This window comes from Pseudoalteromonas ruthenica (assembly GCF_008808095.1).
Taxonomy (GTDB): Bacteria; Pseudomonadota; Gammaproteobacteria; order Enterobacterales; family Alteromonadaceae; genus Pseudoalteromonas; species Pseudoalteromonas ruthenica.
In genome coordinates this window covers 1,609,563-1,622,346 of the sequence record NZ_CP023396.1, presented here as the reverse complement: position 1 = coordinate 1,622,346, position 12,784 = coordinate 1,609,563, and the positions used below count along the sequence as shown (strand labels likewise).

Genomic DNA, 12,784 nt, shown 5'->3' with positions numbered 1-12,784 from the left:
TACATGTTCGGCTAAAAGGCCCCCACGATAATAACAGTTTAACAAATCAAGACTATGAGCCAATGAAGCTCTTCACCGCTTCTATCTGATGTGTTCGTCGCTTAATGAATATTTGCTTTATGTGTTTGCGTAACCAAATCAGCCCTTTGTCAGTGTTTTGTCGCTTATGCCATAACATTGAAATTGAAGAGTGGGGAATATCGAGTGGCAGATGAGTAATAGCAAGCTCACCGTAAGCTAAATATTTGTGAATCAGGTCTGTAGGCAAAACCGCAATAAGATTACTCTCCATAATGATAGGGACGGCGGAGGAAAAGCTATTGACTGTAAAAGCTACTCGCCGACTTAGTCCCAGTTGCTGTAAAGCTTGGTCTGTTGGGCTAGCGATATCACCGGATAACGAAACTAATAAATGATCTGCCAATGAAAATGCCTCTATTGTTAAAGGCTTTTTCGTCAAAGGGTGGTCTTTACGCATGACACAAACATAGCTTGTATCAAATAAGTGCTCTGTACATATATTCTCTAAAGAGCGGTTACTTTGCCCTATCACAAGATCAACGTCAGCGGCATCTAACATTGTTTTAGTACGGGTTATAGCATAAGGGAGTGCATGTAAGTTAAGCCCTTTAGCCTCTTTTTCGAATAATTTTCTTAAATCTAGCCACAGCGCATCAAGGGCAATATCAGGCAAGGCAACTCTAAATGTTCGATTAGCGCTGCTGGGCTCAAACTCTTCAGGTTCTATTGCTTGCTTAATGTTATGTAGAGAACTTCGTATCTGTACCCAAAAATTAATGGCGTAGGTTGTTGGTTGTATTGTTCGACCATCAGGAACAAATAATTCATCTTTCCATAAGCCCCTCATTTTAGACACTGCATTTGACACAGCAGGTTGAGTCATTGATAGTCGTTTAGCAGCCAGAGTTATTGATTTCTCTGTCATTATCACATCAAAGATAACCAATAATTTTAACTCCTGCGGGCGCATAACTCTCATCCTTAATTGTTATTTTTAAGTATTGTATATATGTATAACTGATTATTTTGCTGTATTCATCATATTTTGAAATGAGTTGTATGCCATTTTAAAATTATATTTTTACCCTGTGTTCTCTTAATATGAGTTAGTCGGTTAAACATATAGAAAAATATGTACGTAAAAAAGATTCAGATTATCGTTCCTCATCACTGCAGTTTTGCATCTAACCGAAATCATGACAAACGTAAGAGGCATGTCTGAATAATATGGTGCAAGCTATCTGCGTTACCCCTTTGACAGAGCAGGAGAGAATCGGTGAGATTAATATATAAGACCAAGCTATTCTTTAGCACGATAGTTATTTTGGTGGCCACAGACAGTCTCGCAACGCAACACATGATCTTACCAAGCGATGGTAAGACTGAAGATTACTTTGGATATAGTGTAGCGACTGATGGTAATAGTGTACTCGTTGGTGCATATAAAGCAGATACTAAAGGGGTAATGGATGCTGGAGCTGCTTATGTCTATGTATTAAATCATAGTGGCTGGTCTCAACAAGCGAAGCTTGTAGCAGAGCAAAGCGTCGCTGAAGACACTGTAGGTGGTAAGGTGGCATTGAAAAATGATGTGGCCGTATTAGGCGCTATGAATAGGGATGATAAAGGGAAAGACTCTGGTGCAGTGATCATTTTCGAGCGCCACTCACATAACTGGAGACAAACGCAAGTTCTCACCGCTCCAGATGCCAAACCAGGTGATGCTTTTGGCCAAAGTATTTCTCTTACTGAAAACCACCTCGTTGTTGGAGCTCCGCGAAACGACGCCTTGGGAGAAGATTCTGGAGCTGCCTACATTTATAAACGAGATAAGGGTAAATGGCGTTATCAAAGTAAAATCACTGCCAGTGACGGTGCTGCAGGGGATCTGTTTGGCATAAGCCTTGATACTCATGGTAGCACCATTATTGTGGGTGCTGATTTACATGACGCCAAAGCTGAAAATGCTGGAGCTGTGTATGTTTACTCTCTAGAAGAGAAGCAATGGAAAGAAGAAGCCAAACTGATGGCGAATGATGGAAATAAAACAGACATCTTTGGTGTTAGAGTCGCGCTTTTTGATAATACTGCATTAATTTCAGCTAGAAGAGATGATATTGAAGGAGTAGGTATAGATGCAGGTTCAGCGTATGTTTTCGAGCGACACAAGGGTGTATGGAGGCAAATATCAAAGCTAACGTCCCCAGATGGAGCTGCAGACGACAGGTTTGGACGTGCAGTGGCACTAACCAAAGATACTGCAATCATTAGTGCAATGAACAATGATGCAAACGGTATTGATACCGGGGCGATATATATTTTTAAGAAAGAGTCAGGGGACTGGAACTTTGCGTCGAAAATCACAGCTAAGGTCAGTTCTTCCAAAGATAGGTTCGGCTGGAACGTTGCGTTATCTAACAGATTTGCAGTAGTTTCTGCCCCGAATCATGATAAAAACGGCATGGATTCAGGAGCCGTATTCATACAAAATCTAAATGCTAAAGCCAAATAAACTGTGTGACTAATTTGCATCTCGATGGAATGAGGGCAATTGATATAACTTAGCACTTTCGTAAATCAGCCTAGCTTAGGCTAGTTATTAGCAGTTGGCTTGGCGTTTCGCGTGAGTGTAATCAAAGTTTATTGTCACTTAACAAAACATTACCACCAACTATAAAAGGCGCTTAAAAAACTGCCAGATTGGACTAGGTTCCACTTATCCAATCTGGCAGGCTCGGTTTAGGTTTATTTAATTTAGAAGGTGGCGACCACCTTCACCTTGTCACTGGCACTTGCGGCACTAACGTACCCTATTGCCCCAGGGTTGGCTGCCACAAAGTCAATCACCGCTTGATCGTTCGCTAACTTGTCCGGTGGTGTTCCTTTACCTGTGAACACTAGTTTAGACCAGTAGGCGTTAAGTTGTGAACTCGATTTGCCTACCACCTTATCGTTAAACTCATCAAAGGCGGGTGTGCCATCTTGATTCACCGCCGTGGCGCTATTGCCATCAGGGAAAGACTTAGATTTACCGAGATAAAGCTTCTTGATCGCATTTTGATCTAGACTTGCACCATTACTGGGGTGAACAACTACGGCAATATCAGCCCACACCCCTTGCGCGAATACTAAAAGCGAAACTGCTGCTACTTTTTTTAACATGTTTTTCCCCTTAGAACACTAAGTCTACACCCATAGATACAAGATCTACTTCGGTATTGGTAATATCGTCTTCGAATCGACTCACATCAATTTTAAATGCCGCCGATGGATGGAAATTATAGCGTGCGCCTATAGTGTAGGTATTGGATTCTGCCCGCTGAGAGAGTAAGGCAAAGTTAGTTACATCTCGCAGCAACGGCGCATTTGGGTCACTCGGGTTAGTCGACACATTGATAGGGCCGTTAGGTGTTTGGATCTGTGCGGGTATCGTATTCAACTCGGAACTATCATTTTCGTCGTCGTTGTTTTCATAGGTAAAATGCACTGTCCAGTCATCGATACGATAACCCACCGAGGCATAGTACTGACTCTGTTTTGCTAAGAAGCTATCCTCAATTTCATACTGGGTATATTCAGCGTCAAATAAAAAGTTATTGTAATCAATACCAAAACCAATGCCGGCGAAGTAAGAGTCATCCTCTTCAACAGCTAAGTCTTGGCGTTGCTCATTGAGTCCATAGCCTGAAAGGCCACTAAACAATGCACTTAACTGTGCACTATTACTTACATCAATAGAAACCTCGCTGAGAATGTATGCCGCTCGCGCAGTAAACCAGTCTTTTGATAGTGTCCAATTGAAGCCAAATGCATCATTGATTTCGACATTATCGCTCTCGGTAACTGCTGCTATATCTTCATTCACTGAGCCATACATCAGCTGGATGCTGCTATCCCATTCGCCAATATTGCTGTTATATAAATAGCTTAACCCTTCATAAGTGGAAAAGTTGAGGTTATACACCGATTTTGGCGGGCGCACCCAACGATAGGCGTAACCCACATCTAAAAAGTCTGAATAGCGATAAAAAGGAATACGCATTTTCCCGGCGCTAAGCTGTGAATTGTCAGATATCTCGTAGGTGAGATAGGCCCATTCAAACTCAGCATCAAAGTCGTTCTCTCCACGCGCAATGACCTGTGCGGTGGCGCTTAGGCGCTCTTGCAAATCGGCCGACACCTGCAAGGCGAACTTGCTCTCTTGCTCCATATTAAAGTCGTTATCATATCCATAGAGCGTATCGTCATCATCCAGAGTTTGACCACCGACAATAGAGGCGAAACCATTTATTCTTACCTCAGCAAAGCTGGGCAAGCTAACCAGTGCGGCTGCAATAGACAGCCCTAGTAACGTTTTCTTCATGTTGATTTCCTTACTGTTACCGATTAAGGGTGCCTTTTGAGCATAGAATAAAATACCTAGTTAACAAGGTAGGTGACTGATACTTAAGCAGTAGTTCAAGGTAAGCGTATTGCTAATGAAGTGAAGAAAGTGTCCGCAGCGGACACTTTCATTGTCCGCGGACACCTTAGATTCTCAAGAGTTATATTAAAAGTGCATACAAAACAATGAGTTAATCTTTCTTTCTAAGTTGGCATGGTTTTCGTAACCCTGTACTCATACGTACTAAGGGAAGTTGTTATGCTATTAACTTTATTTGTTTTTTTTACCTCTCCATTATTGGTGCTTGCGGCGGCACTTATCAGCACCTGGTTACACAGTAACTGCCTGTTGGTCGGGGAGGCGCAGTCATGATCCGCGATACCCAAGCACAGGACACTGTTGTGAAAGAGCGCCAGCGCTCATACAAACCCTTGTTGATTGGTCTTATCAGCGTATTAGTCATCGCTGCAGCGCTCTATACCTTTGCTAGTCCCCAGTCTAATACCAGCCACTCCATTGCCCGTGAGAGTGTCAAAATTGCCACCGTCGAGCGGGGCAACCTGGTTCGCGATATCGCTACCACAGGGTTTATCGTCGCGGCCAATGCCCCGCAAGTATATAGCCCAACGCAGGGCTATGTGGAACTGCTGGTCAACCCCGGCGATACCATTGCCGTGGGGCAGGTCGTGGCGCGAGTTAAAAGCCCCGAGCTGGCCAACAACTTAAAACAACAGCAGTCTGAGCTTCAGCGTTTAGAAGATGAGCTTTCGCGCAAAGAATTACAGGTGCGCCGCGATAAACTCGCACTTATGCGCACGCTGGATATGGCCAAAGTGACTTTAGATGCGGCTAAACGTGAGCATCGTCGAGCGCTTATCTCTATTAAAGACAATCTTATCAGCCAAATTGATATGGAACAGGCACAAGATGAATTAGCGCGTGCCAAATTGGCCTATAAACATGCTCAGCAAGAAGTACAAATTGGCGAAGACACCTTAGCATTCGAATTAAAGTCAGCACACAGCGATGTCACCAGGCAGCAGCTTGTTGTTGATGACATCAGTCGTAAAGTGCGCGAATTAGCGATTGTTGCGCCGGTCAGCGGGGTGGTGGGTAACCACTTTGTTCAACAGCAAGCAGCTGTGGCTCCGAGCCAGGCACTGATGACGTTGGTTGATTTAAGCGCTTTTGAGGCCGAATTACAGGTACCTGAAAGCTATGCCAATGAGCTTGGCTTAGGCCTTGAGGTCGAACTCAGTATTGGCTCTGAGCAGCTGGTGGGGGAGCTGGTGTCTATCTCTCCTGAAGTGAAAGATCGCCAAGTGAGCGCCCGAGTGCGTTTTACCCAGCGTGAGGGCTTGCGCATTCGTCAAAACCAACGGATTTCGGCACGCATTCTTCTAGAAAACCGTGAAGATGTATTGATGGTGCGCCGTGGGGCATTTATGAATCAAGGCGGCTTTGTGGCCTATCGCGTCAATGGCGACGTGGCTGAACGAATTCAAATTCAAACAGGGGCGAGCAGTATGGCGGCGGTCGAGCTCACCGCAGGGGCACAGCAAGGCGATGAACTTGTGGTGTCCAGTTACGATGTATTTAACCAAGCGCAACGTGTATTGCTGCGTTAAGCGCTTTTATAAAAGGATATAAAAATGATTAAAATGAATAATATTAACAAGATATACCAAACGGATATGGTGCAAACCCACGCCCTACGGGATTTCAATCTTAATGTTGAGCAGGGTGAATTTATCGCTGTCACTGGGCCGAGCGGCAGCGGTAAAACCACGTTTTTAAACATTGCCGGGATGTTAGAGCCATTCTCTAGCGGTCAGTATCAGCTCGACGGTGTGGATGTGGGTGGTTTGAACGATAATCAACGAGCTGATTTGCGAAACCAAAAAATTGGCTTTATTTTCCAAGGATTTAACCTTATCCCAGATTTGAACTTGTATGAAAATGTGGAAGTACCATTGCGATATCGCGGTATCAAAGCCGTAGAACGTAAAAAGCGCATAGAGCGGTGTCTTGAACTGGTAGGCCTCGGTGCTCGCGCTAAACACCTACCACAACAGCTCTCCGGGGGACAACAACAGCGTGTCGCGATCGCTCGGGCGTTGGCCGGCGAACCGCGCTTTCTACTTGCCGATGAACCAACCGGAAACCTCGATAGTTTAATGGCGCGTCAGGTCATGGAAATTCTTGAAGATATTAACCGTGAAGGGGCGACCATTGTCATGGTTACTCATGATCCGGAGTTGGCACGCCGAGCGCCGCGCAATATTCAGGTCGTCGATGGCCAACTTGCTGATTTTAGTCTGTATCAAGGCCGACCTAGTAGCGCAAGCAGTGCCGGCGATATTGCTCAACAGGCTGTAGGGGGCTAATGATGTTTTGGCACTATATTGATTTAAGTTGGCGTTCGCTCAAGCGTACCCCCATGGTGAGCACCTTGATGGTGTTGGCTATCGCCATTGGCATTGGTGTAACGATGACGACTTTATCGGTGTATCACATGATGAGCGCCGACCCTATTCCGGCAAAAAGCAAGCAACTGTTTGCCGTGCAATTGCAGTCTATGGACGATGGCGACGGCTGGTGGACCAGCGATGATTTGCCTTATCAACTGTCTTTCCCAGATGCAGAAAATCTATACCAAGACCGTGCAGCGAAAGCGCAAGCGCCAATGTTGCGCACAGGTTTTGCCGTACATCTTGGAGATGCGCGTACCAAGCCACAACTGATGGGGGCAAGAGCAACGAGTCGCGACTTTTTCAGCATGTTTAACGCCCAGTTTGTGCATGGTGGAGCATGGCGCGAGCAGGCGGACAAAGACGCAATGAAACAGGTGGTCATTGAGCGTAGCTTGAGCGAAGAACTTTACGGCCAGCAAAGTCCAGTGGGAAAAACCTTATACCTCGACAATCATGTGTTTGAAGTGGTGGGAGTTGTTGCGCCAGTCACCCGTCATATCAAATTTTACGATTTGAATAATGGCGCGTTTCGCAAGCCAGAACGCATTTTTGTGCCGTTCTCTTTAATTCGTGAGCTGGAATTGCCCTCATGGGGGAACTCCAACGGTTGGAAACGCGAAGAGATCAAAAGCTATCAAGATAAATTGAATTCGGAGATTTATTGGCTGCAATATTGGGTCGAGCTAGATAATGATGAGCAAAAGCAGCAATACAGCGACTATTTGCGCAATTATATCGACCAGCAAAAGCAACTGGGGCGGTTCACGCGAGAGCATCCGAAGTTTTCCTTGCGCGATGTTAATCAGTGGATGACGTACAACAAGGTCGTCAGCGAAGACAATAAAATTTTAGTGTTATTAAGCTTTATGTTCTTGGCTGTTTGCTTGGCGAATATCCTCGGTCTACTGCTCGCTAAGTTTATGCGTAGGGCACCCGAAGTGGGTGTGCGCCGAGCCTTGGGGGCGAGCAAAACACAAGTATTTATGCAGCATTTGGTCGAGGTTGCCTTGCTTGGCAGCTTAGGCGGTGTGCTCGGTATTTTTCTGGCACAGTTGAGCCTCTGGGGCGTGCGAGAAAGTTACAGCGCCTACAGTGACTTGGCTACCATGGACGCGCTCATGCTTATCAGTGCGCCAGTCATTGCCATTATCGCGTGTGTCGTCGCTGGCTTGTTACCAGCCTGGCAGGTGTGTCGAACCAACCCCGCTTATTATCTGAAAACGCAGTAGGAGCTAAAGCATGTCAGAATTAAAACCCATGATAAACGCATTACTGCGCTCAAAAATTGGTGCTGTGTTACTACTGGTACAGGTAGCCATCACCTTGGCTATCGTCAGTAACGCGGCGTTTATGATAAGCGACCGTCTCGCCTATTTGAATCAACCTACTGGCTATGACGAGTCGGCTATTTTTAGCTTTCGAGTGAATAACTTTGACCCTGATATCAACCTGGTTCAGCAATACGCCTTGGATGAACAGGCGATCCGCTCTCTCGATGGTGTGGTTGATGTGGCGATGACTAACTGGGTGCCACTGTCCGGCAGTGGTGACTCGAGCAGTATGCACACTTCGCCACCGCCAGAGATGGGCCGTGGTGTGCGTGCAGCGTATCAGCTTACCAGCGACAGCGCCCTCAATACCCTAGGTGCCACATTAATTGCTGGGCGTAACTTCCGTGCTGATGAAGTCGTGCACAGTGATAATCGCGACAATTTGCCAACCACAGCCATTGTCACCAAAGATTTGGCCGAGGAGATGTTTCCCGATGAGTCAGCGCTTGGGAAAACCGTTTATCAAGGGCAAGGCGCACTGAAAATAATCGGGGTTATCGATACCATTAAAGGCCCGTGGCTTGATGATAGTCGCCCGGCCAATGTGATCTTCTTTCCGTTTAATTATGCCGACTCGCGAGCCGAGTTCATTGTTCGCACCGAGGCCCATAAACGAGCACAGGTAATGGCACAAATCGAAGAGCTGTTACTTAACAACGAATCTCAGCGCGTGATCTATCGTATTGAGGGATTAGATGAAAGCAAAGCCGCTTATATGGCGCGTGATAGGCTGGTCATGCGTATGCTGATCGTGTTAATTGTGGTCTTAGTACTGGTTACTGCGCTAGGTATTTTTGGCTTGACGCTGTTTAATATCTCCAAACGCACTAAACAAATCGGTACGCGTCGCGCCTTAGGTGCAAGACGCTCGGCCATTGTTCGTTACTTCTTGGTCGAGAATGCATTGGTTGCCAGTGTCGGTATTGTTCTTGGAGCGGGTCTGGCCATGTTATTAGGGCAGCAGCTTATGACGGTCTTTTCTTTGCCCAGTCTATCGTGGACTTTTGTCTTGGCGAGTGCCACTTTTATGCTCATAATGAGTTTGATTGCCGCCTGGGCGCCGGCTCAGCGGGCCGCCAATATCGAACCCAGCATCGCTACGCGGTCTATATAATTACAATAACAAGCGGCGCCGATAGGTGCGCCGCCACATTATGGATAATATGAAAAAGATACTCATCGTTGACGATAACACCGCAGTGTTGGAAGCATTGTCGCTACTACTGGAGATTCATGGTTATCATCCCGTGGTCTGTGAAACGCCCACCGAGGCGCTGCATATCGTTCGCTATCAACGCATTGCTTTAGTTTTACAGGATATGAACTTCAGTGCCGACACCACCTCAGGTGAGGAGGGCAGAGCGCTGTTTTATCAGTTACGAGAAATCAACCCACACCTTCCGGTGGTCTTGATCACCGCTTGGACCGAGCTCAGTACCGCAGTGGAATTAGTCAAAGCCGGCGCAGCCGACTACATTGGTAAGCCTTGGGATGACCAAAAGCTGTTAACGACCATCGAAAACCTTGTCGCGCTGGGCGAAGCCGCCAGTGAGAATGCAACCTTTAAACGCCAAGCCCAAGAGCGCAGCCAAGCTCATGCTGGCGCTGATTTAGCCGGGTTGGTATTTGCCAGTGCTGCAATGCAGCGGGTTGTGGATATGGCGTTGCAGGTGGCCCATGCTGATGTGCCTGTGCTTATCACGGGAGCGAATGGCAGTGGTAAAGAAGGCATTGCTGAGATTGTGCACCGTAACTCTGTACTCAAAGCACAGCCCTTTATTAAAGTGAATGCCGGGGCACTGCCTAGCGACTTAATTGAAGCGGAATTATTTGGCGCTGAAGCCGGCGCATTTACCGGAGCCAAAACCACACGCATAGGACGCTTTGAAGCCGCTGATGGGGGCACCTTGTTCCTTGATGAAATAGGTAACCTATCACTCGATGGGCAAATGAAATTGTTGCGTGTGCTGCAAAGTGGCGAATTTGAACGCGTGGGCTCCACGCAAACCCGTAAGGTCTCGGTGCGGGTGATCTCCGCGACCAATGCAGACCTGCGCAGTGATATTCAACAAGGGCGTTTTCGCGAAGACTTATATTATCGTCTCAATGTCATTGAATTAGCGGTGCCACCTTTGTGCCAACGCCAAGATGATATCCCAGCTCTAATTGCGCACTTTTTACCAGGTCGAGAGCTGAGCCCTCATGCCGAGCAGGCGCTGCGTCATCATTGTTGGCCAGGAAACGTACGCGAGTTGGAAAACGCCTGTAAGCGTATAGCGGTGCTTAAGCCGCAAGGCGAATTACAGGCAGATGATTTTGCTTTGCAAAGTGCTGAACAAGCACAGGTGCAAAAACATGAGCCCTCGAAGCAGGACATTGAACACTCTATGCGTCTACATCAAGGCGTGGTGGCCAAAGTGGCACGGGATTTTGGTTTATCGCGACAAGCGTTGTATCGGCGTATGCAGAAATTTGGTATTGAATACTAATGGCCCTGTTAACTTCACCCACCAGTCGCCTTACCTGGCAGCTGAGCTCATGGCTGAGCTTGTTTGTTTGTGCGCCGGTTGTAGCTGGGGTATTGCTAGGGTTGTTATCGGTGTTGCAGGCGTTGCTCTTAGCCGTCGCGCTTGGCGCGCTGCAAGCCATGTTTATACATTATGTGGTCACACCCAGAGTGAAAGGGCTCCAGGCTATAGAGTCGGGGTTGTTGAACTTTAAGGATGGGGATTTTTCCACCTCTTTGGCTTATAACAAAAATGATGAGTTGGGCGATTTGTGTCGGCTTTACAATGATACCGCGAGCAAATTACATCAAGAGCGGCAATGGATATACCAACGAGAATTGATGCTCGATAAGGTTCTGCATAGCTCGCCGCAAGCGCTGTTATTAGTGAATGACAAACAGCAGGTGGTGTACAGTAACCACAGTGCTAGGAGCTTGTTGTTTGCCGATTTACGCGTTGAGGGTGAGCAATTATCGGTATTGTTTGCGCGCATGCCAAACGGGTTAGCGCAAGCTTTGCAGGCAGGGAAAGAGGGCTTATTTAGTGTTGAGCAGCAACATGAGCAGCGGCAAACATGGCACTTAGCCACCGGGCACTTCTTGCTCAACAATCAAGCTCATACCTTGTATATACTCAAGCCCATGACACGGGAGATCTCACGCCAAGAAGTGCAGGTGTGGAAAAAGGTGATCCGAGTAATTAGCCACGAACTCAATAACTCCCTCGCGCCGGTATCATCCATGTTGCACTCTGGGCAGTTGTTGGCACAAGGCATTGAAGACACCCGTTTAGCGCGAGTATTTACAACGATTGACGAGCGAATCGGTAAACTCAGTGAGTTTGTTCAAGGGTATGGGCGGTTCGCTAAATTACCACAACCGCAGATGAAACATTTCAGCTGGGACAATATGATGCAAGGGCTTACGCAGCAATGGGCTTTTACACTGCTTGGGGAATTGCCAGAGCAGGGCTATGGCGATGATACTCAGCTTGAGCAATTGCTTATTAACCTGCTCAAAAATGCCCATGAATCAGGCTCTCCAGAGGCAGATATCAGTGTTGAGGTGAATTGTAGCGAGGCGCAGCAGGAAATACTGGTTCGCGATCGCGGTAAAGGCATGTCAGAAGCCGTGATGGCCAGTGCGTTAGTGCCCTTTTACTCCACTAAAAGTACGGGGTCAGGGCTAGGCTTAGCGCTGTGTCGTGAAATTTGCGAGGCGCATCATGGTGACATCAGTTTACACAATCGCCACCACGGTGGCTTAGTAGTGCGTGTGCACCTGCCCCTTGCTTAGTCGGTTGTGCCAGGCAAAAGCGAATGTAAAATCAGCATGAGTAACACTTTATACATCACCGGTGCCGGGGTTAGCGCCGCCAGCGGTATTCCCACCTTTCGTGGTGAGGATGGGTTCTGGCGCATCGGCAGCGCACACTACACGCCTATGGAAATGGCAACTCGGGCCATGTACCAACATAATCCCAAGGAGTTTTTAGCCTGGTATTATCATCGTTTTGCTACGTACCGCCACCATGGCCCGAATGATGTGCATCACTGGCTCAGCGATAAAAATCTGATCACCCAAAATATTGATGGCTTAGATGCCAAGGCGGGGAACAACAATTATATCGCTATTCACGGGCGCTTAGATTTAATGACCGAATTTCATAACCAAGGAGAGGCGGTGACGACATACCCAGCGCCTTGGGAGAGCATTGATGAGGGGAACCTCCATGCTTCGTTGCTGGCGGCCTTTGCCATTGACGGTGAAAAGCCCCAGCTATACCACTCTTACAAACCTTTGGTCCTGCTCTTTGATGAGTATTACACCGACCTATATGGTATTACCGAGGCTCAGCAACGCATGCTATCAGCGGATAAAATCGTGTTTATTGGTACCTCGTTCAGCGTCAATATTACGCAAATGGCTTTGGAGATTGCCCGAAGCAGAGGCATTGATGTTGAGGTTGTTGACCCTGAACCGGTGCAAGTAGCGCATGCACAGGTGACTTATCACCGCATGACGGCGTTGGAATATGTGCAACGTATGGGTTAGCAGGTAATAAAAA

11 protein-coding genes are annotated in these 12,784 nt (G+C 47.1%); 8 read left to right on the top strand and 3 right to left on the bottom strand.

Translation table 11 applies throughout. The features are described from left to right. Positions 1 to 52: 52 nt before the first annotated feature. A complete protein-coding gene (locus PRUTH_RS07675; RefSeq protein ID WP_257221066.1) occupies positions 53 to 991 on the bottom strand; it encodes a LysR family transcriptional regulator in 939 nt (312 codons plus the stop codon). A 306-nt stretch (positions 992 to 1,297) separates the two neighbouring features. On the opposite strand from PRUTH_RS07675, the gene PRUTH_RS07670 reads away from it, so the two are divergent. Continuing rightward, on the top strand, positions 1,298 to 2,533 hold the full coding sequence (locus PRUTH_RS07670) for an FG-GAP repeat protein (RefSeq protein ID WP_257221065.1): 1,236 nt from the start codon (positions 1,298 to 1,300) through the stop codon (positions 2,531 to 2,533). A gap of 242 nt (positions 2,534 to 2,775) precedes the next feature. Here the strand turns inward: PRUTH_RS07670 and PRUTH_RS07665 are convergent, their stop codons facing one another. Both PRUTH_RS07665 and PRUTH_RS07660 read right to left on the bottom strand, forming a co-directional pair. After that, positions 2,776 to 3,183 (bottom strand): substrate-binding domain-containing protein, encoded by a 408-nt coding sequence (locus tag PRUTH_RS07665; RefSeq protein ID WP_045978152.1) that lies wholly within the window; start codon positions 3,181 to 3,183, stop codon positions 2,776 to 2,778. A 10-nt stretch (positions 3,184 to 3,193) separates the two neighbouring features. After that, positions 3,194 to 4,384, bottom strand: a complete 1,191-nt coding sequence (locus tag PRUTH_RS07660) for a porin (protein ID WP_045978151.1) — start codon at positions 4,382 to 4,384, stop codon at positions 3,194 to 3,196. Positions 4,385 to 4,773: 389 nt separating this feature from the next. Here PRUTH_RS07660 and PRUTH_RS07655 point away from each other — a divergent pair, with 389 nt between their 5' ends. The 7 genes from PRUTH_RS07655 to PRUTH_RS07625 are packed head-to-tail and all read left to right on the top strand — an operon-like array spanning position 4,774 to position 12,771. After that, positions 4,774 to 6,033, top strand: coding sequence for an efflux RND transporter periplasmic adaptor subunit (locus PRUTH_RS07655; RefSeq protein ID WP_130147314.1), 1,260 nt, complete (start codon positions 4,774 to 4,776; stop codon positions 6,031 to 6,033). 24 nt (positions 6,034 to 6,057) lie between these two features. Next, positions 6,058 to 6,792 carry an ABC transporter ATP-binding protein gene (locus PRUTH_RS07650; RefSeq protein ID WP_151172979.1) on the top strand — a complete coding sequence of 245 codons (735 nt, stop codon included), beginning with the start codon at positions 6,058 to 6,060 and terminating at the stop codon, positions 6,790 to 6,792. 2 nt (positions 6,793 to 6,794) lie between these two features. Next, complete coding sequence (locus tag PRUTH_RS07645) at positions 6,795 to 8,108, top strand: ABC transporter permease (protein ID WP_151173718.1); 1,314 nt, start codon at positions 6,795 to 6,797, stop codon at positions 8,106 to 8,108. Positions 8,109 to 8,118: 10 nt separating this feature from the next. Next, positions 8,119 to 9,324, top strand: a complete 1,206-nt coding sequence (locus PRUTH_RS07640) for an FtsX-like permease family protein (RefSeq protein WP_151172978.1) — start codon at positions 8,119 to 8,121, stop codon at positions 9,322 to 9,324. A 49-nt stretch (positions 9,325 to 9,373) separates the two neighbouring features. Continuing rightward, a complete protein-coding gene (locus tag PRUTH_RS07635; RefSeq protein ID WP_151173717.1) occupies positions 9,374 to 10,699 on the top strand; it encodes a sigma-54-dependent transcriptional regulator in 1,326 nt (441 codons plus the stop codon). Continuing rightward, positions 10,699 to 12,012: a sensor histidine kinase gene (locus PRUTH_RS07630; protein WP_151172977.1), complete on the top strand. Its 1,314-nt coding sequence runs from the start codon at positions 10,699 to 10,701 to the stop codon at positions 12,010 to 12,012. Before PRUTH_RS07635 ends, PRUTH_RS07630 begins: the two co-directional genes overlap by 1 nt. A gap of 36 nt (positions 12,013 to 12,048) precedes the next feature. After that, positions 12,049 to 12,771, top strand: a complete 723-nt coding sequence (locus PRUTH_RS07625; RefSeq protein ID WP_151172976.1) for an SIR2 family NAD-dependent protein deacylase — start codon at positions 12,049 to 12,051, stop codon at positions 12,769 to 12,771. Positions 12,772 to 12,784: the final 13 nt, after the last annotated feature.